A 24,231-nucleotide genomic window follows, 5' to 3' on the forward strand; every position below is an offset into this window, starting at 1 on the left:
GACTGCGCACGGGCGCGTCGGCGGGGTGTCAGCCGCGGCTTCACCCTTGAACCCAGTGCGCGGCGCCCGGAACACCTCAGGGGCGATTGTGCTCTGTCAGCGACCCTTCCACTCCGGGGTCCGCTTCATGACGAACGCCATGATCCCCTCGAGGGTGTCGCCGCTGACGATCAGCGAGTCGAGCACGTTGGTGCTCGCGCGGACCGCCTCGACGGTGTCGGTGATCGCGTCGGACTGCTCCATCGTCGCGATCGACGCGCGGACGGAGGTGGGGGAGGCGGCGAGGATCTCCTCGGCCACCCCGCGGGCGGTCTCGAGAACCTTGCCGGCCGGGGCGATCCGGCTCACCAGACCGGCAGCGGCGGCCTCGGTGGCGGAGATCCGGCGACCGGTCAGGATCATGTCGCGGGCGAGCGCGGGCGGGATCATCCGCGGAAGACGCACCAGACCGCCTGCGGCGGCGGCCAATCCGACCTTCACCTCGGGCAGTCCGAAGGAGGCCTCCTCGTCGGCGACGATGATGTGGCAGGCCATCGCGATCTCGCAACCGCCGCCCAGCGCGAATCCGTTGACCGCAGCGATGACCGGCTTGGGCAGGCTCGCGCGCGCGGTGAGACCGGCGAATCCGTTCTTGGGCACCGACAGTGCGGCCGGGCTCGTTGTCGCGGCGAGGTCGTTGCCCGCCGAGAACGCCTTGTCGCCCTTGCCCGTCAGGATCGCGACCCACAGGTCGTCGTCGGCGAAGTAGGCGTCGAAGACCGAGTCCAGTTCGGCGTTCGCCGCAGGGTTCAGCGCGTTGCGGGCGTCGGGACGATTGATGGTCACCTCGAGCAGGTGTCCGTCACGACGGATCTCGATGTGTTCGTAGCTGTCCCGGAAGGTCGGCGCGACCGCGGGGTACTTGGCGTTCATCGCCGCCTCGGTCAGCTTGACCCGGTTGCCCTTGTCGAAGGAACGCACCACGATCTCGGTGCCCACCGGGTCGTCCGAGTTGAGCAGGAGGTCGAAGAACTCGTCGTCGTCGGAGTCGAGGTTGGCGACGAACCGCGCGCCGAGTCGGTCCGGCGCGGCGTCGTCGATCAGGCGGCCGACCACGACGCCGGTCCGCTTGCCGCTCTTGCTCGGGATGACCGTGTAGGTCTCGAGGATCGCCGGCCCGTCGGCGTCGCCGACGGTGGGAACGGTCGGCACCGCGTCGAGTTCGGCCTGGACCCGGGCGCTGTTGTCGGCACGCCAGGGCGCCGGCGTCGTCGAGTAGACGCCGGCCGCGTGCTTGCTGAGCACGCCGCCGTTGGCGATGACGAGACCGAAGTCGCCGGGGGACTGCCGTACCCGCGTGACGATCTCGGCGATCCCGTGCAGCGAGTAGTTGTTGCCCGGGCCGCCGAAGAACGGCAGGCCGCCGGTGACGGTGAGGCCACGCGGGTCGTCGGCGGCGAGGCCGAGGCCGTCGAGGATGTTGAAGACCGCGATCGGGAAGCAACTGTAGATGTCGATGACCCGGATGTCGTCGAGACCCACCTCGGCGACCTCGAGTGCGTGCCGGACCGCAGCGGGGGCGGCCGGTGCGGCACCGAGGTCGGGGCGGTCCAGCGAGGTGCGCTCGACGGTCTCCGCGTGACCGTGCAGGAACACCCACTTCGACGGGTCGATGCCGGCGGCCTGCGCGGCCCGGATCGACATGACGACGACGGCGGCGGACTGGTTCACCTGGTCGCGGGCGACGATGTAGCGCGTGAACGGATCGGCGACCACCCGGTTCTCGGGGGTCACGGTCACCAACTCCGCGGCGTCGCGAACGGTCGGGGCAGCCGAATGCGGATTGGCCGCGGCGACCTTCGTGAACGGAGCGAACAGTTCGCCCATCGTGGCGGCGTATTCCTCGCGGCCCAGACCGGTGTTGTGGCGGCGAGCGTTCTCCAGCAGGGCGTACTGCGGGATCACCGACGCGAGACCATGGCGCATCTCGGGGACGGTGATGATGCCCTTGAGGCCGAATCCGCGGTCCTCGAGCTGCCCGCCGACCTCCTCGGCGAAGCTCGGACGCTCGGCGTCCGGCTTCGACTGCAGATGCCGCACGGTCGACATGACCTCGGCGCCGAAGATGACGGCTGCCTCGGAGTCGCCCGCCGCGATGACGCCGGCGAGCTCGGTGAGCATCGTCTGCGGGGTCTGCCCGCCGGTGACGGCCTGCACGGCGCGACGCGGGTCGGCGCCGACGCGTTTGGCGACGGCGCGCGGCACGTTGTCCGGCCGGCCCAGCGGCGAGGAGGACAGGGGACTGGAGATCTCGAACGAGCGGATCGCGGCGATCGTGTCGATGGACGAGGCCAGGTCGGACGCGCCGGCGTCGTCGAAGGCGGCGGCGACGGCGCGCGCCGCGAGGTCCGCTTCACCCAGCGCCTCGTACCCGGGATCGGTCAAACGCTCGGAAGCCTGGCCGACACCGACGACGACGGGGGTGTTCGGATCGAGATCAGCGATCGAGATTGGCATACGCACACAATGGCACAAACGCGTGACGGGCGTCTCAACGTGGTCCGGCATAGGCCATACCTGCGGGTTCGGTACCCAGTCTGCCGCGGCATCGAGTGCTTGGGAACGTTGCGTTCACCGCGGTTTCAATCGTGGCCGAAGGGGCGGGAGCCGACGACACTATCGGCCGACAAGTCTGTATCGAAAGGACGTTTGATGACCGCAACCGTGCCCGCAAGCACGTCGGCCGCCGGCACCACCGACGAGCGGCTCGACGAGGTGTTCGCCCCGATCTTCGCGCGTATCGCGGAAGGCGCGGTGGCTCGTGAAGACGATCGGCGACTCGCACACGACGAGGTGTCGTGGCTGCGTGAGGCCAAGTTCGGCGCGCTGCGCGTGCCGGTCGAGCTCGGCGGGTACGGCGCCTCGGTGCGCCAGCTGTTCCGGCTGCTCATCGACCTGGCCACGGCAGAGTCGAATCTCCCGCAGGCGTTGCGCGTGCACTGGTCGTTCGTCGAGGATCAGCTCGCCGCACTGCCCGATCCCGAGGCCGAGCGCTGGCTGCGCAAGGTCGCCGAGGGCACGCTCGTCGGCAACGCGATCACCGAGCCCGGTGTCGGTGCCATCGACCGCTACCAGACCCGGCTCACAGCCGACGGGGACTCGTGGCGCCTCGACGGCACCAAGTACTACAGCACCGGCAGCTTGTACTCCGACCACATCCTCGTCGCCGCGGACCAGGACGGCGAGCGCGTGTCGGTGCTCGTCGACGCCGACGCCGAGGGCGTCACCCAGCACGACGACTGGGACGGGTTCGGCCAGCGGCTGACCGCCAGCGGCACCACCGAGTTCAGCGGCGTGCAGGTGTCGGGCGATCGCATCCTCGGCCCGGGCTACGGCGTCGAGGGCCGTACGTACGCCACCTCGTATCTCCAGCTGGTGCAACTGTCGGTGCTGGCCGGCATTGCGCAGCGTGCCACCGACGACGTGAGCGAGTGGGTTCGAGAGCGCACGCGCACATTCACCCACTCGACCGCCGACCTGCCCCGCCACGACCCGCTGGTGCAGCAGGTCATCGGCCGGCTGACGGCAGCCGCCTACTCGGCGCGCACCATCGTCCTGGACATCGCCGATCAGCTCGACCGTCTCGCCGAGACCGCCTGGCAGGACGAGAAGCTGCTCGACAAGGTCGAGTTCGACGTCGCCCGTGCCCAGGCGACCGTCATCCCGCTGGTGCTCGACGCGACCACCCAGCTGTTCGAGGTCGGCGGCGCCTCGATCACCTCCGAGCGGCTGCGCCTCGACCGCCACTGGCGCAACGCGCGGGTGATCTCGGTCCACAACCCGCTGATCTTCAAACTGCAGGCCATCGGTGACCACGTCCTCAACGGCACCGAGCTGCCCTACGCGTGGAGTGCCGGCCAGAAGTAGGCGGCTACGCTGGCCCCATGCAGCGGATGGCGGCGGCGGACGCCGAGTCGTACTGGATGTCCGAGCGCATCGCCAACGACCAGTTCCTGCTGTATGGCTTTGCCACACCGTCGATCTCGCTCGACGAGTGCGCCCGGCGACTGCTGGCGCGGGCGCGGCACGTCGACGATCTGTGCCTACGGATCCACGACGTTCCCGCCACCGCCGACCGGCCGTACTGGGTCTCGGCCGAACCCACACCCGACCAGGTCCGCGTCGACACCACGACGCGGACCTGGTCGTCGTGTCTGGACACCGTCGGCGCGCTCGTTGCCGACCAGCTGGTGCCGTCCCGCGCGGCCTGGCGACTGCACCTGTTCGGTCCGGTGGCCGGTCTGCCGGCCGGCGATGGCCATCCGGTCACGGGAGTCGTCGTGGTACTCCAGATCTCCCACGCGCTCGGGGACGGACGTCGGGCGTCGCAGATCGCGCGGGACCTCTTCGACGCCCCGTACCTCGAGAGCGTCGCCGGCCGTGGTGGCGTCCCCGGGCTCATCCGTGACGTCGGAACGCTCGCGCTGGGCGCGTTGCGGTTTCCGGTTGAGTTCGTCTCGACGATCCGACGCGGAATGCAGTTCGCGCAGGTTGGGGGACAGGCGAATCCGGGGAAGCCGGGTTATCCGCTGACGACGCTGAACCGCAATCCCGGGTCGCGGCGGCTCCTGCGGGTCGTCGTGCTCGACCGAGATCGCCTCACGGCGTCCGGGCATCCGGTCACGGTGGCGGTGCTGGTCGCGATCTCGCAGGCGCTACCGAGATATCTCGGCGACGGTTGTGAACGTCTCGGTGTGGAGCTCACCGTCGGACGATCCGACAAATCGAAGACGCGCAACAATTTTCGTAATGTGGGAATCGATCTGCACCTCGAAGCCGACGAACCGCATGAACGTGCGCGACTCATCCGCGATGAGATCGACGCCGCCCGTGCGGCCGATGCCGATCCGGCGCGAGTCGCGCAGCGGCGGGTCTCGGAAGCAACGCCGGCGATCCTCGCACACTGGGGCATCCGGGCCGTCGACCTCGACACCCGGCCGGAGACGGTCACCGGTGTCACCGTGGTGTCCTCGGTGGATCGGGGTGCCGCCCACGTCGACCTCGACGGCGGGGAGATCCTGTTCACCACCGGCTTTCCCGCGCTGTCGCCGGTGCAGGGACTCACACACGGCGTGCACGGCATCGGCGACCGCGTCGCGGTGTCGGTGACCACCAGCCCGGAGGTCATGCCCGATGTCGACCGGTATGTGGGGTTCTTGCGGGAGACCCTTGCTACTACCGAAAGTCGTTGACAACGATCGTGATCCCGCAGGGATTGCGCCCGACGGAATTGTCAGACCTCGTGCCTATGGTGTTGTCATGGCCTTCGAGTTCGGCACCATCGACCCCGCTGGGGAGTGCCCCGACGTGGGTGTCGATGTGTTCGGGCCACTTGCCGGACTGTCGCCCGAGGCGCTGATCAGTACCGCCACGTACTCGGCGACGATGAACGCGGCCAACACCTGCCGGATGCTCATGGTCGCCAGCCTGTTGCACGAGCAGCGGGAAGAGGACTATCTGCTGCGGCGCAGCGAATCCCATTCGGGGGAAGCGGGTTCGGTCGACGAACTAGCAACGATGACCGCCGAGGCGGCTGCGGGTCGGGACCCGTATGCCGAGTTCGGTCCGAATGGGTTAGAGCAGGCCGCCGCCGAGTTCGGCGCCGCGATGAACATGACTCCGGCCGACGCCCGGAACATGATCCGCACCGGGGATGCGATGCGGTATCGATTGCCGTTGACCGGCACCGCGCTGGCGTGTGGGCGCATCGACCTGCACCGGTTCCAGATCGCCGAGCGGCGAACCGATTTCGTCGACGACGCCGCCATGCCGACGGTGGATGCCGCGTTGGCCGAGGTGATCCTGGCCCGTGACCCGATGTCGACGGCCCGTTTCACCGCACTCGTCGACAAGGTCGTCCACACCCATGCCCCGGAAGCGGTGAAGCGCCGCAACGAACATGCCGCCCGTGACCGTGGGGTGACGATCAGTCCGGATCGGCATCAGTCCGGCCGGTCTCGGATCACCGGGCATCTGCCGCACACCGATGCCGCCGCCCTGAACGCGCAGCTGTCGGCGATGGCCGCCACCGTGCACACGCGCGATCCGCGCACCACCGCCCAGCGCCGCGCCGATGCGCTACTCGCACTCGCCCACGGCAAACGAGCCCTGGATTGCCAGTGTCGAGACTGTATACCCGAACCTCTCGCGCACGACCTCGATACCGATCCGACGGTCGGCGCCACCGCCGCTGACATGCCGGTGGCCGAAGGCATCGGTGAATCCGACACCGGCACAACGGTCGTCGACCCTGCCGTGACCGACCCTGCCGCGATCGACACTGCTCCAACTGACTCCGGAACCGCCGCAACGACGAAGCCGACCGAGGAGTGCACGTGCTCCTGCTCCACGTGCCGTGTTCCTCGTCCGACCTATCACATCATCGGGAACCTGACGACGCTGCAGGGTCTGGACGATGATCCGGGCATGCTCGACGGTCACGGCCTCATCGACGCCGCCACCATGCGCCGACTCTTCGTCGACGCCATCCACTCCGTCATCACAACAGGTGTCCGCACCGAACCCACGGAGGCCGACGTCCAGGCCGCCGCCGCAGCCAGCACGTACGTGCCGAGCAAGAAGTTGCAGGCACTGGTGCGCGCCGGTGAGTTGTGTTGCACCTTCCCCGGCTGTAACCAGCCGGTGTGGACCGTCGACCTCGACCACACACACCCGTTCGACCACCGGCACCCCGACCGTGGAGGCAAGACCACCCAACGGAATCTCAAACCGTTGTGCCGATTCCACCACCGCATCAAAACCTTCGGGGCCTGGCGGGATTCCCAGGACGAGTACATGGCGATCTGGTTCGAAGCGCCGACCGGCCATGTGTACCTGGGGAATCCGTACACCGGGCGAGACCTGTTCAGCTCGTTGAAAACCCAGCCGCCCGACCACCCGGCCCGGCGGCGACTCGGCGACGGCCGCATTGCCCGCACGGTCACCCACCGCCGACAACAAGACGAATGGAACCGGAAGAACCCACCACCGTTCTGACACCGCCTGGTGTGGCGGGTTTCGACGCGACGCCTCGCGTTGCTCGGTGTCGGCTCAACCGGCGTTTCGACGCGACGCCCTCGCTTTGCTCGGTGTCGGCTCAACCGGCATGGGGTTGCGTGGTGTGGAAGTTTCGTGCGTCGGCTCGTGCCTACTCAACGAGCGGTGGGGACTGGCCCTCAGGCGTTCGGGCGGCCGTTGGTGTCCGCGGGCGAGGCGTCGCTGCTGCCGCCGGAACCCTTGGGGCCGCGGGTGAGTCGCTTGGGCAGACGCTCGGCGAGACCGCCGAGGGGTGCCACCGTCTGATTCAGCAGGTCGACGGTCTCGGCGAGTTCGTGCACGGTGTCCTGCATGGCGATCAGGTTGGGTGCCAGTTGACCCATCACCTCGGTTAGCTCGGTGAACCGATCCAGCGGACCGCCCGGCGCGATGGCGCGCTCGACCGCGCCGCCCTCGCCGACGAGCTGATCGAGGAGGCCCGCCTCTGCGGCGAAGCGGTCGAGGATGCCGCCCGGAGCGGTGACCTTCTCGAGCATGCCGTCGGGTGCGGTGAGTTTGTCGACGACGCCGCCCTCGGAGGTGAGACGTTCGAGGATGCCCTCGTTCTCGGTGAACTGGTCGACCACGCCGCCGGGGCGGGTGAGGCGATCGAGTGGCCCGTCCTTGGCGGTCAGGCGCATCAGGATGCCGCGGTCGTCGGCCATCTGGTCGAGGAGCCCGCCCTTGGCGGTGAGTCTCTCCAGCAGACCGTCGGGTGCGGTCAGCCGGTCGATGACCCCGCCGGGGTTGAGCAGACGTTCCAGGGGGCCGCCCGAGGCCAGGATGCGTCCGAAGGGCCGCTCCGGACCCAGCAGTTCGGACAGCTGGTTGAGGAGCGCGAGGGGGGTACGCGCCGCGTTGAGTTCGTCCTCGGCGCCGATCGCCAGGCTGATCTCATGCTGAACACTGCCCGCGGTGATCCGTGCGATCGTCACCGCGGATTCGGCTGCGGCGAGGACCACTCCGGTCACCGTGAATCCCAGCCGGAGCGGCATCTCGAGGAGCAGACGAGTCGGATTGGTCCCGGGAGGTGCGCTTCGTTCGGGAAGAGACTCCATGGTTCCCGACACTAGGCCACCGGATCGCGATCGGGGGTGAAGGTCGGGTGATTCCCGGTCAGGTGACCCACCGCGACGCCCCTACTCCTTCGCGGCCTTCGCGGCGGCCTTGGCCGCCTTCTTGAAGTCACGGACCTTCTGCAACGAGTCGGGGTCGACGACGTCGGCGACCGACCGGTATCCCTGCTTGCTGTAGTCGCCGGCGACCTTGGTCCAGCCGGAGGGCTTCACGTCGAGCTGTTTGGCGACGAGTGCGACGAAGATCTTCGCCTTCTGCTCCCCGAATCCGGGCAGCTCACGCAACCTCTTCATGAGGTCGGCGCCACTGGTCGCCTCGGTCCAGATCCGGGCGGCGTCACCGCCGTACTCGTCGGCGACGACCTTCGCCAGTGCCTGCACACGTCCGGCCATCGAGCGGCCGTAGCGGTGGATGGCCGGGGGAGTGGAGCACAGATCCGCGAAGGCCTCGGGGTCTGCGTCGGCGATCTCGGCCGGGTCCATCGTCCCGAAGCGGTCACGGATCTTGGCCGGACCGGCGAAGGCTCGTTCCATCGGGAACTGCTGATCCAGCAACATCCCGACGAGCAGTGCGAACGAATCGGTCGAGAGCAGTTCGTCGGCCGCGGGTTCCTGGGCGATCTGGATCTTCGGCATGGGAACGATTCTGGCAGACGCGGTGGCCGCGCGGCTCTAGACTTCCCCCATGATCAGCGGGGAGAGCAGTTCGGGGCGATGGAGATCACGTGCGGGCATCGGTGCGGTGATCGTCGGCATGGTGGCGGCGCTGATCGGCGTCGCCGGGCCGGGGAGCGCGAAGGCCATCCCCCCGACCACACCGAACCGAACTACGTCACGACGCTGGTCTGCGACAGCGTGAACCCGTGGCCGGCGGGGACGGTGAAGATCCGGGTCGACGTGTTCAACGACATCCGCTTCCCGGCCGACGGACTGCCCGGACCCGCGATCGCACTCATCGGCACCGACCGCGCGAAACCCGTTGCGCTGGAATACACCTACGACGTCACCGTGTCGTGGCGCAATCTGCGCACCGGACGCACCGGCACGGTCTTCGTGCCCGGTCGCGGCTTCACCGTCAAGTGGCAGGTGGACATCCATCCCGGACGCGGGCCCGTCGCGTTCACGATCAGGCAGAAGCTCGGCGCGATGGCCTTCAACCCGATGGTCAATCCGCAGTACTCGTCGTGCAGCGGGCGGGCGACGGCCTGAGCCGCCCCGACCGCGGTGATCAGCGTCGGCGTAGGCGTTCGGCAAGACCGCCGATCAGCAGGTACTGCGCGGCGAAATAGCTGCCGAGCACCCAGGCCTCACCCGCCATCCGGAGACGAGGATCGGTGATCAGGTGACGGCGGTTGATGATGACCAGATCCGACAGCAGGAACGCGACACCGCCGATCCGTAGCCGCGGCTGCGGATCGGACATGGCGCTCGCCGTCGCCGACATCGTCGCGAGCATGTTGCCGTAGGTGCCCAGCACCGGCAGCAGGGCTGGCCGATGACGGGTTAGGACGGCGGCCGATTCGCCGAGCAGGCCGACCCGGGGGAGGAGCTGCCGCGCCGACGGCCGGGCGCCTGCCCGCCACATCGTCGCGATGTAACTCAACTGGGCGCCGGCGAACAACGACGCCCCGAGGCGCAGATAGCGGTCCTTGGCGACCGGCTCGGTCTCGAACTCCTCGAGGTACATCAGCCGGTCGCCCGCCATCGAGAACGCCAGCGCGCCCGCCAATCCGGCGGTGTCGACGGCGTCGCGCCCCCGTGCCCCGGCGGCCACCCGTCCGGCGAGCAGTAGCATCGGCAGCGGTTTGGTCAGGGCCGCCGCCCGCCGGTGGCCCAGCGCGCCGGTGACCGTGGCGGCCGTCGTCGTCGCCGCGTAGGCCAGATCGAACAGCCGTCGGCCCGGAAGACGGCGACCCATCATCGACTCATTTCAGGATCTTGGCGATGAAGGCGCGGATGTCGTTGTCGGACAGCTTCGCCGACTGCGCACCGTCGAGGGTGAGGTAGGTGCGGGACTGCACCTGGCGATCGGCGCGAGCCTCGTTGAGGTACTTGAGCGACAGCGGTACGACGACCGACGTGTCCTGGAGCGACTGCGTCATGATCACCGGCTTGACGAAGCCGCGGCTGGGCAGCGCGGTGGCCTCGGTGAGCAGGTTGGTCAGCTCCTTGTTCCCCGACACCGGCTTGGCGAAGAGGGAACCCATCGCGAGACCGTCGACGTCCTTGCGGAACTCGGTGATGCACTCGTTGGCCGCCTTGGCCATCCATTTCTTGCCGGTGTCGGTGAGCAGCGCGTCGACGTCCAGTCCCGGGCGCGCGTTGCGGATCGCGCTCAGCGTGTAGAGCGCATCCGCGGCGAGTCCGGAGGGGATGCTCGCCGACGACGGCCCGAGATTGGCCAGGAGCGCACCGAATTCGGCCGGGATCGACGTCGCCGCCGCGCCCTTGAAGTTCAGCGAGTTACGCTGCTGCAGTTGCGGTGCGATGCGAGCCAGCGTGATCGCGGCCGCGGCACCCTGCCCCTCGCCGACGACCGCCCACGAGCGCGACAGGTTGTCGGAGACGTCGCGTGAGGCGCTGACCGCGTCGACGATGTTGCGGGCGGTGGCCTCGAGGTCGTAGTACTGCGGGGTCCCCGGTGTGCCGACGCCCGCGTAATCGGTGGAGACGACCGCATAGCCACGGCCGAGCCACCGGCTCAGTTCGGTGGTGTCGTCCTTGATCGGACGCTCCGACGGGGCGCACTTGTCGGCGATGCCACGCGAGCCGTGGGCCCATGCGACCACCGGCCAGCCGCCGGCGGGTGCCCGCCCGGCGGGCACTATCAGCACGCCGGAGGACAGGTGGGCCTTGCCGTCGGCGCCGGTGCTCCAGTAGGTGAAGTCGTTGCCGGAGACGGCGCCGGCCACCATGCGGGCACGGGCGAGGTCACGATTGGCGTGGACGGCACCCGGTGCCTGACCGGGGCCGCGGGTGTCGATCGTCCCGGCGTTGTCGTCGGCGGGGGCGCCCGTCTCCTCGTCGGCGGCGTCGGGCGTCGAGGTGCTGGTCGACGGTGTGGTCGTGGTCGGTTCCGCGACGGCCTCGGCGGCGACGCCGAAGGTGGTCAGGCCCATGGTGAGGGCTACGGCGAGGGCGACCGTGCGGGCGATGGAGGCACTCCGACGGGTTGACGAGATGCCGTGCGTGTTCATGTGTCGTCTATTCGTTCTGTGTGTGGGGGTGGGAGTGTCGTCGGTGAGTGGGGGTCTCACGCGTTGACGACGCCGACTGCCGGGAGGAACCAGCAGTTCTGCGCGCCGTTCTGCGCGGTGCCGAAGACGGCGGAGAGGATGGTGCCCTTGCCGGTCTTCACCGGGGCGAGACGCACACCCGAGAGCAGCGGCAGGGCGGCGAGTGTGGCCTGGTTGCTGACGGGCTCGAGATCGGCGAAGCCACCCTGCAGGGTGCTGGTGTTGAACCAGGCGACCTGCATGGTGCCGCCCTTGCCGGCCTTCGGGGAGGCGGGCACGAACGCGTACGCGGTCTCGCCGTTCTCCACCAGGTTCAGCTTGTCCGGGATCGAGACCCCCGGGAGCATGTCGAGCAGCGGCTTGAGCTGGGTGAGCGGATCGGTCTTCATCGGCCAGGGGCCCGCGACGGCGCCGGCGCCCGCGGTGACCAGACCCAGAGGGTTGTCGGCGGTGGGGGCGGTGCAGAACGGCGCGACGGACGGGGTCAGGGTCTGGATGCCCAGAGTCCTGAGCAGGGCGATCGGATCGGTGGCGGCCACCGGATGGGGAGCGGCGTCGGGAGCCGAGGCCGGCTGCGGCCGCGACGCGTCGAATGGCAGTGCGCCCGCGCGTCCGGAGATGTCCTGGACGGACAACTGGCCGGTACTGCCCAGGACCGCCTGCGCAGCCTGCACGGCCATTTGGTCCACGCCGGCCGACTTCAACAGACGGATTGCTCCGGCGAGTTCGGCGTCGAACGGGATGGAGTATGCGCTCAGCATGTTCGGCGGTAGCAGGGGGAGGGAGGGCGCGGCCGAGGCCGGCGCGGTCGTGGTGACCGCAGCAGCGGCAATCGCCACGCCCACGAGGCCCACACCGCAGCGCCGGATTCCGCGTCGCCCGACGAATGGACGTGTGAACCGAGACGTGATGGACATGGCACTCCTTCAAACAGCCGAACACCCCGCCACGTGTGGCGGGTGTGACAGATGGGATTCAAGTTAAAAGAGACCACGAGTGTGACGACCTGGGCAAGTCGCGAGTCCGAGCTGTGACATCCGCGCGATCGGCGAGATACCGACATTCCCGGCGACCTGGCGTTTTCGGATTTCAGTGCCTGAGACGCGCGCCACATGCTTCGTCACCGGCGGCGGCCGGTGCGTTGGGGGGCGGGCACAAAACAACGGCACCCCGGCGGTGAGCCGGGGTGCCGCTGAACGAAAGTGGACGTGCGTCAGATGATGGCGAGGCCGATCACCGGGACGATCGTGCAGGACACGACCTGCCCCTTGGTCTTGGTGGTCACGTTCCCGTGGATCGCGGAGATGACGCGGCCCTTGCCGGTCCGGGCGATGCCGGTGAAGGTGCCGGGGCCGTCCTTGACGTTGATCTTCGGGTTCCGCTTGAGCGTCGTGGTGCCGGTGCGTCCGGTGTCGACGTTGAGCCAGCTCGCGATGAGCGGCTGGGCCTCGTTGTCGATCGCGGGTCCGGTGCCGAGTGCGGTGTAGACGTAGCCGCCCTCGCCGCGCTTGGGTCCGGGTGCCGGTGCTTCCTGCGGGCCCGCGGTGACCAGTGCGCGTCCGAGGGAACCGCCGCCGGGGATGCAGCCGAGACCGAAGGTCGGGTACAGGAACTCCTGGATCTTCGGAGCGTTCGGGCCCTTCGGGATCTCGGGATCGCCCGGCTTGGTCTCGGCGGCCAGTTGACGGGCGGCCTCCTTGCGTCCGGGTTCCCCGAGGAAGTCGGCGACCGAACGCCAGATCTTGGTGACCTCGGCGGGCATCCCGGGCGTGTTGGCGAAGCTCTCGGCCTGCTGGAGGAGCTGGGCGTTGACCTTGCCATCGGGGCCGGGAGTGGCGACCGAGCCGATGATCGCCGGTGCGAACGCGCCGAGCGAGTCCAGCACGCGCTGATCGACCTTGGGAGCGGGAGCGGCCTGGGCGACGGCCGGAAGGGCGAGGCCGGCCGCGACGACGAGCGCCGATGCACTGAGGAGAAGGCGGTGGCGGCGGGTCCGGTGCGGGCTAGAGGCGGTGGAACGCAACCTCGACGGCCGTGTGAAACGCACTGGTGAGTCCTATCGGTCGTGGCGCTGCGTCGGCCGGAAAGTGCGAGCCTCGTGCGCCTCGTGGTCGTGTGGGTCGTGGTCGTGTGGGTCGCCCGGGGTCTTCAGGTTCTTCGATCATCCCACCCCGGACGTCGCGGGTCATTCTAAGCCCCTCGGCATCTGCTGTGTCCAGGCAGTCCCGTCGGCTGCGACTGTGACGTATGTGGTTATTGATGCAATTGTTACCAAAGTGGTCATGGTCGGCGGCGCATCGTGCGTTTCGGTGGCACCTGGTTGGATGTGGGGGTGGACAGGACAGGGACAGTCGGTCGCAAGGAGTCGGATGTGAACCAACTGCAGGGCGTGAACGAGCTGCAGCCCGTGGGCGGCACCGGTCGTCGGCGTGGGTGGGCGGGGATCGTCTCCCGGACGATCGCACTCACCGTCGGTGTGGGGCTGGCGTTCACGACTGCGGTGGCCTGTGCCGACGAGTCGACGGCGGGAGGTGAGGTCACTCTGCTGACCCATGAGTCCTTCGAGCTGCCCGAGTCGGTCATCGACGGCTTCCGTCAGGAGACCGGGCTCACCCTGAAGATCGTGCGTTCCGGTGATGCCGGGCAACTGGCGTCGACCGTGTCCCTGACCCCGGGCGCACCCAAGGGGGACGCGGTCTACGGCATCGACAACACCTTCGCCTCCCGGCCGATCGAGGCGGGCGCCCTGGAATCCTATGTGTCACCGCTCGCCGCCGGCGGGGCCGCCGAGTACGCGGTCCCCGGTGCGGCCGACCAGCTGACCGCCGTCGACCGCGGTGACGTCTGCCTGAACATCGACAACACCTGGTACGAGTCGCGATCGCTGACGCCGCCGGCGAGCTTCCGTGACCTGACGAAACCGGAGTACGCATCGCAGACCGTGCTGACCGATCCGGCCACCTCCTCGCCGGGCACGGCCTTCCTGCTGACGACGGTCGGGGCCCTCGGCGACGGCTGGCAGGACTACTGGAAGCAGGTCGTCGGCGGTGGCGCGACCATCGTCTCCGGCTGGGAGGTCGCCTACAACCAGTTGTTCAGCGCCGGCGAGGGCAAGGGAGACAAGCCGATCGTGCTGTCCTATGCGTCCTCGCCCGCCGCGACGCCCGGCACCAGCGCCCTGCTCGACAGTTGCTTTCCGCAGGTCGAGTACATCGGCGTCCTCAAGGGCACCCGCAACTCGACGGGGGCACGCAAGCTCGTCGACTACATGCTGAGCCCGGCAGTGCAGTCCGCGCTGCCGGAGTCGATGTATGTGTACCCGGTGCAGCGGGACGTCGCCCTGCCCGAGGGCTGGCCGGCCCGAGCGGCGGTGCCGGCGTGGATGTCATCGATGCCGCCGGCCACGATCGCGGAGAACCGCGAGAGCTGGCTCGACCAGTGGCGTGCCGCTGTCGGAAGGTGATCGCCCGGTGACCCGGGTGACGGCGCGGCCCGTGGCGCGGACGGCAACCGTCGCCGGCCGGGTGGCGCTGCGTCTGATCCCGGCGCTGTTCATCGCCGTCCTGTTCGCCTGGCCGGTCCTCGCGCTCGTCCGCCGAGCCGTGCATCTGGCCGGCGCGTCGGGCGAACGACTCGGCGATCTCCTCACGCGTACCGATGCGTGGGCGCTCCTGGGCGTGACCCTCGGGCAGGCGGCGGCGTCGACCGTGCTCGCGCTCCTCGCGGCCGCGCCGATAGCGTGGCTGTACGCCCATGTCGGTGGGCGCGCATCGGTTCTCCTCGCCGTCGCGGTGACGGTGCCGTTCGTGTTGCCGACGGTGGTGGTCGGCGTCGCCTTCCGATCGTTGCTGAGCGGCCCGCTCTCCTTCCTGCACATCCAGTCCGGGCTCGGCGCGGTGCTGGCGGCGCATGTGTTCATCAACGTCGCCGTCGTCGTGCGCGTGGTGGGTGCGGCGTGGCGGAACCTCGACCCCCGACTGCTGGAGGCTGCGCGCACGCTGGGCGCCGGACGACTGCGCGCGACGCTGACCGTCGTGATCCCCAGGCTGCTACCCGCCACAGCCGGTGCAGCCGCGTTGATCTTCCTGTTCTGTTCCACCAGTTTCGGCGTCGTGATCATCCTGGGTGCGGGACAGTTGCGCACCCTCGAGACCGAGATCTACACCCAGGCCATCGGCTACTTCCGCATCCCGGAGGCGGTGGTGTTGTCGATGGTGCAGATCGTCGTCGTGTTCGCGGCCCTGATGCTCACCCGTGTGTTCGCCGATCCCGCCGGGACCGGCTCCGCCCGTGGCGGCGCCGAGCGGCGTCGTCGGGATGCGGCGTTCGCGAACGCTCGGTTCGTGCTTCCGGCGAGGTGGTTGGTGGGCGCGTGGACGGTGCTGCTGCTCGTCGGGCCGGTCGTGGTCCTGATGGCGCGATCGGTGCGGCCGACGGCCGGGGGTGACTGGACGCTCGCCGGATACCGGGCCCTCGCCGAACCGGTCAACGGGGTCACCCCGCTGGAGAGTCTCGAGTATTCGCTGGTGTCGGCGGCGTTCGCGACCGTCATCGCCGTCGTCGTGGGCATGCTCGCCGCGGTCGCGCTCCACCGTTCCCGCGGGGTGGTCGGTGCGATCGCCTCGGCCATCTCTCTCGTCCCGCTCGGGATCAGTGCTGTCACCCTGGGTTTCGGATATCTGATCGTGCTGGCGTCGATGCCCTACGCGATCGCGGCGTCGCCCGCGATCATCCCGTGCGTGCAGGCGCTGATCGCCATCCCGATGGTCATCCGCATCATCCTGCCCGCGCTCGAGTCGGTACCGGTCCGGCTGCGGCAGGCGGCCGCGACGCTGGGCGCCCGGCCCGCCCGGGTGTTCGCGACGGTCGATCTGCCGATCATCGGCCGTTCGACGGGTGCGGCCGCCGGGTTCGCCTTCGTGATGGCGCTCGGTGAGTTCGGCGCCACCAGCTTCCTGGCCCGGGCCGACACGACGACTCTCCCGGTGCTGATCGGATCGGCTCTCAACCGGCCGGGCGCCGCCAACCTGGCGACCGCGATGGCCGCGTCGGTGGTCCTCGTCGCCGCGACCACCCTCGCCGTGCTGGTGGTCGAGGTGTTCCGGCCGCGAGCGGAGGTGCCGCTGCTGTGACCGGAACCGAACGAGACACCGCGACCGGTTCCCACGCCCTGCTGGAGATCTCCGATCTCACCGTCGCGTACGGCGGGCACACCGTGATCGACGGATTGTCCTGGCGCGTCGGGGGAGCGGGTTCCCTGGTGACCGCGGTCCTCGGCCCGTCCGGTTGCGGCAAGTCGACGCTGCTCCGCGCCGTCGCCGGGCTGGAGCAGCCGACACGCGGGGTCGTGCGCTTCGGCGGTGAGGACCTCGCCGGGGTCGAGGTACACCGTCGGGACTTCGGCGTGGTCTTCCAGGACGGGCAACTCTTCGGCGGGCGCAGCGTCGCGTCGAACATCGGCTACGGCCTGAGGATTCGTCGGTGGTCGCGCCACCGGACCGCCCAGCGCGTGACCGAACTGCTCGACGTCGTCGGTCTTCCCGGCTACGAGAAGCGTTCCGTCGACACGCTGTCCGGCGGTCAGGCGCAGCGCGTCGCACTGGCGCGTGCGCTCGCCCCGCATCCGCGGCTCCTGCTGCTCGACGAGCCGCTGGCAGCGCTCGACCGTAGGCTGAGAGATGAACTGGCGGTGGAGATCTCGGAGATCGTACGGGCGGCGGGTGTCCCCACCGTCGTCGTCACGCACGATCACGCCGAGGCCGCGACCATGGCCGACGAGATCGCGGTGATGCGCGCCGGTGCGATGGTGCAGGTCGCCACACCGTCGCTCCTGTGGCGCCGACCGGTCGACGAGTGGACGGCGCAGTTCCTCGGGGTCACCACCGTGATCGACGCGCAGCTGCGCGCCGGGGTCGCCGACACCGTGCTCGGTCCGATCGCGCTCGACCTGCCGGACGGTTCGCACCGGCTCGGCCTGCGGCCCGAGTCGGTGGCGGTCGCCAGGGCGTCCCCCGACGGCCCGGACGACGACGCGGACACGAACTCCGCCACGGTCGTGCTCGTCGCCGAACTGCCCGCGGGTCCACGCGTGCGCATCGAGACCGCGGTCGGCGAGATCGATGCCGTGGCAGACGAACCCGTCGTCATCGGCGACCGCGTGCGTATCCGTCTGGTGCCCGAGCGCGTCGCGGTGATCGGGTGAGGGCGACCCGGTGACGGAGCGCTGATGACCGACACAGCGCGGCGCGAACTGCTTCTCCCGCCCGGCCTGATGGTGCTCGGCGCGACGTCGATGTATCTCGGGGCGGCGGTCGCCGTCGGCATGTTCGACGACGTCTCGCCGTCGGCGGTGGCCTGGTTGCGCATCGCCGGCGCCGCACTGGTGCTGCTGATCTGGGTCCGGCCACCGCGGTCCGCGTGGCAGCCCTCCCGCCTCCGGTTGGCCGGTTGCTTCGGTCTGATCACGGCGGGTATGAACATCACCTTCTACGAGGCCCTCGCGCACCTGCCGATGGGCACCACCGTCGCACTGGAGTTTCTGGGACCGATCACGGTGGCGGCCTTGGGTTCTCGGACCCGCCGGGACATCGCGGCACTCGTGCTGGCGGGGCTCGGGGTGGTCCTCATCGCCGACGTCCGATGGTCGGGAACCGGTGTGGGGGTGTTGCTGGCCCTGGCCGCGGCCGCCTGCTGGGCCGGCTACATCGTGCTCGGCAAGCGGGTCGCGGCGCGTGGTGCGGGCGTCGAGGATCTCGCCACCGGTTTCGTGATCGCCGCGTTGGCAACCTCACCGCTGGCGTGGTGGGTGCTGGAGGCGGTAGCCGGTTGGGGTTCTTCCGAGGCGGTGCGCGACGGTGCGTCGGCGGCCGCGCTGATCGGCCAGGGCCTGGTGCTGGGCGTGGCGTCGACCGCCATCCCGTACGCCCTGGATCAGGTCGTGTTGCGCGGCGTGGGCCGGGCGCGGTTCGCGATCCTGCTCGCCCTGCTCCCGGTGACCGCGGCGGTGATCGGCCTGATCGTGCTCGGTCAGGTTCCCCGGCCGCTGGAGGCCGTGGGGATCGTGGCGGTCGCGCTGGCGGTCGCGGTGCGGTCGGCAGACCCCGCGGAGCGGTCGATGAACACCGACGAGATCCCGCCGAGCTGATCGTTCAGGCGGCGCGCGCCTTCTTCAGCGCCTTGCTGAGCTCCTTCTTGGTCATGTCCGAGGTGTCGAGCTTGCGCATCCGGTGGATCACCACGGGACACCGCACGCACCGCGTGGAGCTCTTGCAGCACTTCTTCTTGGGCTTCAGAGAGCCCACCTTGACCGCGTCGACCTTGCCCATGCGGCGAGGTTAGCAGGCCCTAATAATGGGTGTTCCGACGCCTGTGATCGCGGTCTCACCACATAAACCGATACTCTGTAGCGTTGAATCCCAAGGTGATCTGCACTTGTCGCCGGTCAGAGCTGTCCGCCGCGAGTCACTGAGTAGTTTCGGCTCGCGCCGAGTGCCGGCCGCCGAAGCGGTCCCCAACCACATGAAAGAGAGCCTGTGAGCGCTGCCCCCACCTTCCGTAACGTCGCGATCGTCGCGCACGTCGACCACGGAAAGACCACCCTCGTCGACGCCATGTTGCGCCAGTCCGGCGTCTTCGGAGAGCGTGCCGAGGTCGTCGACCGGGTGATGGACTCCGGTGACCTCGAACGTGAGAAGGGCATCACCATTCTCGCCAAGAACACCTCGGTGCACCGGCGTCAGCCGGACGGCACCGAAGTGGTCATCAACGTCATCGACACCCCCGGCCACGCCGACTTCGGCGGTGAGGTCGAGCGCGGCCTGTCGATGGTCGACGGCGTCGTGCTCCTGGTCGACTCCTCCGAAGGGCCCCTGCCGCAGACGCGCTTCGTGCTGCGCAAGGCGCTGGCCGCCGAGCTGCCGGTGATCGTGGTCGTCAACAAGACCGACCGCCCCGACGCCCGCATCCAGGAAGTTGTCGACGAGACCCAGGACCTGCTCCTGGACCTCGCGTCCGACCTCGACGAGGAGGCCGCGAAGGCCGCCGAGCTGGTGCTCGAGCTCCCCGTGCTCTACGCCTCCGGCCGCGCCGGTGTGTGCAGCACCGAACAGCCCGCCGACGGTGAGATCCCGGCCGCGGAGAACCTCGACGCTTTCTTCGACGTCCTGCTCGAGCACGTGCCCGCCCCCAAGGGTGATCCCGAAGCGCCGCTGCAGGCTCACGTGACCAACCTCGACGCATCGGCCTTCCTGGGCCGCCTCGCGCTCGTCCGCATCCACAACGGCACGCTCCGTAAGGGGCAGCAGGTGTCCTGGTGCCGCGAGGTCGACGGCAAGCCCGTCGTCGAACGCGCGAAGATCACCGAACTCCTCGCCACCGTCGGCGTCGAGCGCGAACCGGCGGAGTCCGCGTCGGCCGGCGACATCGTGGCCGTCGCCGGTATGCCGGAGATCATGATCGGCGACACCCTCGCCGACCTCGAGAACCCGCAGCCGTTGCCGCGGATCACCGTCGACGAGCCGGCCATCTCGGTGACCATCGGCACCAACTCCTCGCCGCTCGCGGGCCGCGTGTCCGGTCACAAGCTGACCGCCCGCATGGTCAAGCAGCGCCTGGACACCGAACTCATCGGCAACGTGTCGCTGCGGGTGCTCGACATCGGCCGTCCGGACGCCTGGGAGGTGCAGGGTCGAGGTGAGCTCGCGCTCGCGATCCTCGTCGAGCAGATGCGTCGCGAGGGCTTCGAGCTGACCGTCGGCAAGCCGCAGGTGGTCACCCGCAAGGTCGACGGCAAGGTCCAGGAGCCGTTCGAGCACCTGACCGTCGACGTGCCCGAGGAGTACCTCGGTGCGGTCACCCAGCTGCTGGCCGCCCGCAAGGGCCGGATGGAGCAGATGAACAACCACGGCACCGGCTGGGTCCGCATGGAGTTCATCGTGCCGTCGCGTGGCCTGATCGGCTTCCGCACCGACTTCCTCACCGAAACCCGCGGCACCGGTATCGCCAACGCCGTGTTCGACGGTTACGACGCCTGGGCAGGCGAGATCCGCGCCCGCCACACGGGCTCGCTCGTGAGCGACCGTTCCGGCACGGTGACCCCGTTCGCGATGATCCAGCTCGCCGACCGCGGCACGTTCTTCGTGAACCCCGGCGACGACAGCTACGAGGGCCACGTCGTGGGCATCAACCCGCGTCAGGAAGACCTCGACATCAACGTCACCCGCGAGAAGAAGCTGACCAACATGCGGCAGTCCTCCGCCGACGTGATGGAGACGCTGGCCAAGCCGATGCAGCTCGACCTCGAGGCCGCCATGGAGTTCTGTGCCGCCGACGAGTGTGTCGAGGTCACCCCTGAGGTCGTGCGTGTGCGTAAGGTGCACCTGGACTCGTCGACCCGTGCCCGTGAGCGCTCGCGGGCCAAGTCCCGGGACGCAGCGGTCAGCTGACCGCCGAGCCGGTCTCCCGCCGACGGCGGGGGACCGGCATCGTCTGATCGACCGAGAAGCATCTTCATGGGGGTATCCGAGGTGAAACGGGCGAGACCACAGCGGGGTCGCGACGCCACGAACCGGAGCCGTGTGCTCGGGTTGCTCTCGTGCGGTGTCGCACTGCTCATCGCCCTGACGGCGTGCACGGCGGATCCGCCGCCGCCCGTCCGGGACACCGGGCCGCCGCCGACGCCGACCGAGTATCCGGTCGAGAAGACGATCTTCATCGCCACCGACTCGGTGGGAAACGGGTTCAACCCGCACATCGCGGCAGATCAGAACCCGGTGACCACGGCAGTCGCCGCGATGACGCTCCCGAGTGCTTTTTCTCCCGTACAGACGCCCGCCGGACCGGTGTGGGAGCTGCAGCGCCAGTTCGTCACCTCCGCCGAGGTGACGTCGCGTCAGCCCTTCACGGTGACCTACCGCATCCACACCGACGCCCAGTGGTCGGACGGACTGCCGGTCACCGGCGACGATTTCGGCTACCTGTGGCAGCAGATGTCGCGGCAGCCCAACGTGGTGGCCCCGGCGGGCTACCGGCTCATCGACTCGGTGCAGTCCCGGGAGGGCGGCAAGGTCGTCGAGGTGCGCTTCGAGCGGCCGTATCCGGCCTGGCGCGAGCTGTTCACCGGGTTGCTGCCGAGTCACGTCTTCAAGGGCGCTCCGGCCGGCTTCCAGACCGGCATGGACACCGGCAAGCCGGTCTCGGCCGGCCCGTACGCGATCGTCGGGATCGACAAGACCCGCGACGAGGTACGCCTGGCCCGCAACGACCGCTACTGGGTGACGCCGCCGCGGCTGGACCAGATCGTGCTCCGCCGTGCCGGTAGTAACGCGCAGATGCTCGACTCCGTGCGCTCGGGTGACTCCGAGATCGTCGCGCTCGGTGCCTCGCCCGCGACCGCCGCCGAACTGACCGCACTGCCCGGCCTGAAGACCGAACGCAGTCTCACCTCACGCTCGCTGGGCATCAGCGTCAACGCCCGCACCGACGCGATGAGCTCGGTGGAGGTGCGGCGCGCCATCCTCGGCCTCGTCGATCCCCGGCTGACCACGTTCGCCGGTGCGGGGGACTGGATCGTCGAGCCGTATGCGAACACCGTGTTCGCGCCGTCCGACCCGGGTTACACCCCGATCTCTCGCCCGCGTCCCGACCGGGCCGCGGTGGATGCGCTCCTCGCCGGCGCCGGCTACCGCCGGGCGGACCCGGAGACGACCGGACAGACCTCCCCGGTACCCGAACCGTCGACCGAGGCGCCCGCGTCCGGGACGCCGTCCGCGGCCGGCTCCTCCACCCCGTCCAACCCGGCCGCGACGCCGACCCCGGGGGCGGTCGAGGTCGCGGAGCTGCCCGAGGGCATCCTGCCGTTCCAGAAGGACGGTCAGGACCTGCTCGTGCGCGTGGGAGCGGTGGCCGGTGACCCGCGCGCCATCTCGGCCGCGTCGAGTGTCGTCGACCAGCTGCGCAGCGCCGGAATCCGCTCGCAGGTGGTGACGATGCCGAACAGCGAGCTGTACGGCTCGGCGCTGACCCAGAAGCGCGTCGACCTCGTCGTCGGCTGGACCGGGCTCGGTGTGCCGCCGGCGGCGTCGTTGGCCTCGACCGTCGACTGCAATCAGCCCAAGCCGAGTACCGAGCCGTCGCCCGCCACCCCGCCGACCCCCACCAGCATCGCGCCGAGCGGTGGGGACGTCGGCGACAGCTACGCCAGCAACATCTCCGGTCTCTGCGACCCGAGGTTGATCGAGCTCGCGCGCAACGCGCTGTCCGAGGAGGACCCGATCGGGACCCTCGACCAGGCGGAGCCGCTGTTGGCCGCGCAGGCGATCTACCTGCCGCTGTACCAGGATTCGATGATCGTCGGTGTCACGCCCGCGGTCCGCGACGTGCCGCTCACCGGACCGATCCAGGAGTCGATCTTCGGGACCGCGGTCGACTGGAAGCTCTCGTGACCGAGGCCAACCGGGCCGCGGACCGGCGGCTGCTGCTCGTCCACGCCCATCCCGACGACGAGACGATCATGACCGGTGGGACCATCGCCCGCTATCTCGCCGAAGGCGTCGACGTGCGCGTCCTGACCTTCACCCTCGGCGAGGAGGGCGAGGTCATCGGTGACGAATACGCACAACTGGTCGCCGACGGCGGCGCCGACCAGCTCGGCGGCTACCGGATCGCGGAGCTGACGCGCGCCCTCGCGGCACTGAGCCCAGCCGACGGTCCGGCCCTGACCCCGCGCTTCCTCGGCGGCGCCGGACGCTGGCGCGACTCGGGCATGGCCGGCGCCCCGTCGGCGAACCATCCGCGCGCTCTCGTGCAGGCACCGTTCGACGAGCCGGTCGGCGTGTTGGTCGAGCTGCTCCTCGACTTCGCTCCGCAGGTGGTCGTCAGCTACGACGCGTCGGGAACCTACGGGCACCCCGACCACAAGCTCGTGCATGAGGTCACCGCTGCCGCGGTCGCACGCGCCCGTGCGGCCGGCGGCGGCCCCGTGAAGCTGTACGAGTCGGTCACCGAGCGCAGCGCGCTCGAGAACGGCCTGGCGGCGGCTCCCGGTGTGCCCGATGGCTGGCGGATGCCCCATCCCGGTGAACTGCCGAGCTACCCCGACGAGCAGATCACCACCGAGGTCGACGTGGCGGCGTACCACTCCCACAAGGTCGCCGCACTCGCCGCACATGTGACGCAGGTGACCGTCGCGCCGTCGGGAACCGAGTTCGCGCTGTCGAACAACATCCTGCAGCCGATCCACCACCACGAGCACTTCGTCCTCACCGACCACGATCCGCGTGACGCTCTCGGCGGCGACCGGGAGACGGACCTCTTCGCCGGGATCGTGTGAGGACGGTGGGGAACATGTCAGCCCGCGGTACACGCAATCGCACCTCCGGGACTCCGGACCCGAAGAGTCCGACGCGGGGCGGTGGTGGCTCGATGATCGATCCGCACGTCCGTGACCGGCTCCTCCTGGCGCTGCTGATCCTGGACGGCTTCGCGGTGGGCCTTCTCAGCGTGGCGTTCGCGTACCAGCGTTTCGGCGGGGTCGCGCTGCCGGTGGCGGCCCTCGTCGCCGGCCTCCTCAACGCGACGCTGCTCTGGCTGGCGGCCGGGTACACCTCGTCGCCGGTGCGGTATGCCCCGCTCGGCGCCTGGGGGCTGGTGGTTCTCATCGCCGGCGGCATCCCCGGACCGGGCGGTGACGTCATCCTGAGCACGTCGGGGAACTACCTGGTCCAGACCCTGCTGCTCCTCGCACTGGGCATCGGGCCGGCCGCGGTGCTCAGCTGGACTCACCGGCTACCCGAGGCCGACGACTGACTTTCGCCGGGGCCGATCCTGCGGCGCGCAGGCCGACTACG

Annotated in this window: 20 protein-coding genes and 1 pseudogene; 12 read left to right on the top strand and 9 right to left on the bottom strand. The window is 69.5% G+C overall.

Features of this window, described 5'->3' with window-relative positions:
* Window positions 1-96: 96 nt before the first annotated feature.
* Entirely contained in the window at window positions 97-2,496 is a 2,400-nt protein-coding gene (locus NWF34_RS10625; protein ID WP_258324999.1) for an acetyl-CoA acetyltransferase, read from the bottom strand.
* 195 nt (window positions 2,497-2,691) lie between these two features.
* Here NWF34_RS10625 and NWF34_RS10630 point away from each other — a divergent pair, with 195 nt between their 5' ends.
* From NWF34_RS10630 to NWF34_RS10640, 3 genes are all read left to right on the top strand, one after another.
* Window positions 2,692-3,906: an acyl-CoA dehydrogenase family protein gene (locus NWF34_RS10630; RefSeq protein ID WP_258325000.1), complete on the top strand. Its 1,215-nt coding sequence runs from the start codon at window positions 2,692-2,694 to the stop codon at window positions 3,904-3,906.
* A 17-nt stretch (window positions 3,907-3,923) separates the two neighbouring features.
* Window positions 3,924-5,231, top strand: coding sequence for a WS/DGAT domain-containing protein (locus NWF34_RS10635; RefSeq protein ID WP_258325001.1), 1,308 nt, complete (start codon window positions 3,924-3,926; stop codon window positions 5,229-5,231).
* Between the two features lie 67 nt (window positions 5,232-5,298).
* Window positions 5,299-7,035 (top strand): HNH endonuclease signature motif containing protein, encoded by a 1,737-nt coding sequence (locus tag NWF34_RS10640; protein ID WP_258325002.1) that lies wholly within the window; start codon window positions 5,299-5,301, stop codon window positions 7,033-7,035.
* A 179-nt stretch (window positions 7,036-7,214) separates the two neighbouring features.
* On the opposite strand, the gene NWF34_RS10645 is transcribed toward NWF34_RS10640, so the two are convergent.
* The 3 genes from NWF34_RS10645 to NWF34_RS10655 form a co-directional block, all read right to left on the bottom strand.
* Complete coding sequence (locus NWF34_RS10645; RefSeq protein WP_258325003.1) at window positions 7,215-8,132, bottom strand: hypothetical protein; 918 nt, start codon at window positions 8,130-8,132, stop codon at window positions 7,215-7,217.
* 81 nt (window positions 8,133-8,213) lie between these two features.
* The gene (locus NWF34_RS10650) at window positions 8,214-8,786 is read right to left on the bottom strand and encodes an HhH-GPD-type base excision DNA repair protein (protein ID WP_258325004.1); all 573 of its coding nucleotides are present in this window, start codon (window positions 8,784-8,786) and stop codon (window positions 8,214-8,216) included.
* A 36-nt stretch (window positions 8,787-8,822) separates the two neighbouring features.
* On the bottom strand, window positions 8,823-8,954 hold the full coding sequence (locus tag NWF34_RS10655) for a hypothetical protein (RefSeq protein ID WP_258325013.1): 132 nt from the start codon (window positions 8,952-8,954) through the stop codon (window positions 8,823-8,825).
* Between NWF34_RS10655 and NWF34_RS10660 the strand changes: the two are divergent.
* Window positions 8,905-9,359, top strand: a pseudogene (locus tag NWF34_RS10660) (hypothetical protein). The gene NWF34_RS10655 and the pseudogene NWF34_RS10660 sit on opposite strands and share 50 nt — an antisense overlap.
* A 19-nt stretch (window positions 9,360-9,378) precedes the next feature.
* Here the strand turns inward: NWF34_RS10660 and NWF34_RS10665 are convergent.
* From NWF34_RS10665 to NWF34_RS10680, 4 genes are all read right to left on the bottom strand, one after another.
* Window positions 9,379-10,068 (bottom strand): lysoplasmalogenase, encoded by a 690-nt coding sequence (locus NWF34_RS10665; protein WP_258325012.1) that lies wholly within the window; start codon window positions 10,066-10,068, stop codon window positions 9,379-9,381.
* A 7-nt stretch (window positions 10,069-10,075) separates the two neighbouring features.
* A complete protein-coding gene (locus NWF34_RS10670; RefSeq protein WP_258325005.1) occupies window positions 10,076-11,347 on the bottom strand; it encodes a lipase family protein in 1,272 nt (423 codons plus the stop codon).
* Between the two features lie 56 nt (window positions 11,348-11,403).
* On the bottom strand, window positions 11,404-12,303 hold the full coding sequence (locus tag NWF34_RS10675; RefSeq protein ID WP_024499025.1) for a hypothetical protein: 900 nt from the start codon (window positions 12,301-12,303) through the stop codon (window positions 11,404-11,406).
* 296 nt (window positions 12,304-12,599) lie between these two features.
* On the bottom strand, window positions 12,600-13,433 hold the full coding sequence (locus NWF34_RS10680) for a hypothetical protein (RefSeq protein WP_024499024.1): 834 nt from the start codon (window positions 13,431-13,433) through the stop codon (window positions 12,600-12,602).
* Window positions 13,434-13,757: 324 nt separating this feature from the next.
* Between NWF34_RS10680 and NWF34_RS10685 the strand changes: the two genes are divergently transcribed.
* The 4 genes from NWF34_RS10685 to NWF34_RS10700 are packed head-to-tail and all read left to right on the top strand — an operon-like array spanning window position 13,758 to window position 18,530.
* The gene (locus NWF34_RS10685) at window positions 13,758-14,849 is read left to right on the top strand and encodes a thiamine ABC transporter substrate binding subunit (RefSeq protein ID WP_024499023.1); all 1,092 of its coding nucleotides are present in this window, start codon (window positions 13,758-13,760) and stop codon (window positions 14,847-14,849) included.
* Window positions 14,850-14,856: 7 nt separating this feature from the next.
* Window positions 14,857-16,518, top strand: a complete 1,662-nt coding sequence (locus tag NWF34_RS10690; protein WP_024499022.1) for an iron ABC transporter permease — start codon at window positions 14,857-14,859, stop codon at window positions 16,516-16,518.
* A complete protein-coding gene (locus NWF34_RS10695) occupies window positions 16,515-17,588 on the top strand; it encodes an ABC transporter ATP-binding protein (RefSeq protein WP_238063822.1) in 1,074 nt (357 codons plus the stop codon). The genes NWF34_RS10690 and NWF34_RS10695 overlap by 4 nt, the downstream gene beginning before the upstream one ends.
* Before the next feature lie 24 nt (window positions 17,589-17,612).
* Window positions 17,613-18,530, top strand: a complete 918-nt coding sequence (locus NWF34_RS10700; RefSeq protein WP_024499020.1) for a DMT family transporter — start codon at window positions 17,613-17,615, stop codon at window positions 18,528-18,530.
* Window positions 18,531-18,534: 4 nt separating this feature from the next.
* Here NWF34_RS10700 and NWF34_RS10705 read toward each other — a convergent pair whose 3' ends face one another.
* A complete protein-coding gene (locus NWF34_RS10705) occupies window positions 18,535-18,711 on the bottom strand; it encodes a hypothetical protein (protein WP_191834462.1) in 177 nt (58 codons plus the stop codon).
* Between the two features lie 207 nt (window positions 18,712-18,918).
* Between NWF34_RS10705 and typA the strand changes: the two genes are divergently transcribed.
* The 4 genes from typA to NWF34_RS10725 all read left to right on the top strand — a co-directional run bounded on the left by typA (window position 18,919) and on the right by NWF34_RS10725 (window position 24,190).
* Window positions 18,919-20,829 carry a translational GTPase TypA gene (gene typA, locus NWF34_RS10710; protein ID WP_024499019.1) on the top strand — a complete coding sequence of 637 codons (1,911 nt, stop codon included), beginning with the start codon at window positions 18,919-18,921 and terminating at the stop codon, window positions 20,827-20,829.
* 66 nt (window positions 20,830-20,895) lie between these two features.
* Window positions 20,896-22,827 carry an ABC transporter family substrate-binding protein gene (locus NWF34_RS10715; RefSeq protein WP_024499018.1) on the top strand — a complete coding sequence of 644 codons (1,932 nt, stop codon included), beginning with the start codon at window positions 20,896-20,898 and terminating at the stop codon, window positions 22,825-22,827.
* Entirely contained in the window at window positions 22,824-23,714 is an 891-nt protein-coding gene (gene mshB / locus NWF34_RS10720) for an N-acetyl-1-D-myo-inositol-2-amino-2-deoxy-alpha-D-glucopyranoside deacetylase (RefSeq protein ID WP_024499017.1), read from the top strand. The genes NWF34_RS10715 and mshB overlap by 4 nt, the downstream gene beginning before the upstream one ends.
* Before the next feature lie 92 nt (window positions 23,715-23,806).
* Window positions 23,807-24,190, top strand: coding sequence for a hypothetical protein (locus NWF34_RS10725; RefSeq protein WP_024499016.1), 384 nt, complete (start codon window positions 23,807-23,809; stop codon window positions 24,188-24,190).
* Window positions 24,191-24,231 lie beyond the last annotated feature (41 nt).

It is taken from the genome of Gordonia sp. GONU (assembly GCF_024733855.1).
Lineage (GTDB): Bacteria > Actinomycetota > Actinomycetes > Mycobacteriales > Mycobacteriaceae > Gordonia > Gordonia amicalis.

What these genes read in the sequence shown, in the direction of transcription:
- NWF34_RS10645 (WP_258325003.1), bottom strand. Translation starts at nt 8,132, where the DNA reads ATGGAGTCTCTTCCCGAACGAAGCGCACCTCCCGGGACCAATCCGACT.
- NWF34_RS10705 (WP_191834462.1), bottom strand. Translation starts at nt 18,711, where the DNA reads ATGGGCAAGGTCGACGCGGTCAAGGTGGGCTCTCTGAAGCCCAAGAAG.
- NWF34_RS10700 (WP_024499020.1), top strand. Translation starts at nt 17,613, where the DNA reads ATGACCGACACAGCGCGGCGCGAACTGCTTCTCCCGCCCGGCCTGATG.
- NWF34_RS10655 (WP_258325013.1), bottom strand. Translation starts at nt 8,954, where the DNA reads ATGGCCTTCGCGCTCCCCGGCCCGGCGACGCCGATCAGCGCCGCCACC.
- NWF34_RS10630 (WP_258325000.1), top strand. Translation starts at nt 2,692, where the DNA reads ATGACCGCAACCGTGCCCGCAAGCACGTCGGCCGCCGGCACCACCGAC.
- NWF34_RS10725 (WP_024499016.1), top strand. Translation starts at nt 23,807, where the DNA reads ATGATCGATCCGCACGTCCGTGACCGGCTCCTCCTGGCGCTGCTGATC.
- NWF34_RS10675 (WP_024499025.1), bottom strand. Translation starts at nt 12,303, where the DNA reads ATGTCCATCACGTCTCGGTTCACACGTCCATTCGTCGGGCGACGCGGA.
- NWF34_RS10665 (WP_258325012.1), bottom strand. Translation starts at nt 10,068, where the DNA reads ATGGGTCGCCGTCTTCCGGGCCGACGGCTGTTCGATCTGGCCTACGCG.
- NWF34_RS10640 (WP_258325002.1), top strand. Translation starts at nt 5,299, where the DNA reads ATGGCCTTCGAGTTCGGCACCATCGACCCCGCTGGGGAGTGCCCCGAC.
- NWF34_RS10625 (WP_258324999.1), bottom strand. Translation starts at nt 2,496, where the DNA reads ATGCCAATCTCGATCGCTGATCTCGATCCGAACACCCCCGTCGTCGTC.
- NWF34_RS10715 (WP_024499018.1), top strand. Translation starts at nt 20,896, where the DNA reads ATGGGGGTATCCGAGGTGAAACGGGCGAGACCACAGCGGGGTCGCGAC.
- NWF34_RS10670 (WP_258325005.1), bottom strand. Translation starts at nt 11,347, where the DNA reads ATGAACACGCACGGCATCTCGTCAACCCGTCGGAGTGCCTCCATCGCC.
- NWF34_RS10635 (WP_258325001.1), top strand. Translation starts at nt 3,924, where the DNA reads ATGCAGCGGATGGCGGCGGCGGACGCCGAGTCGTACTGGATGTCCGAG.
- NWF34_RS10650 (WP_258325004.1), bottom strand. Translation starts at nt 8,786, where the DNA reads ATGCCGAAGATCCAGATCGCCCAGGAACCCGCGGCCGACGAACTGCTC.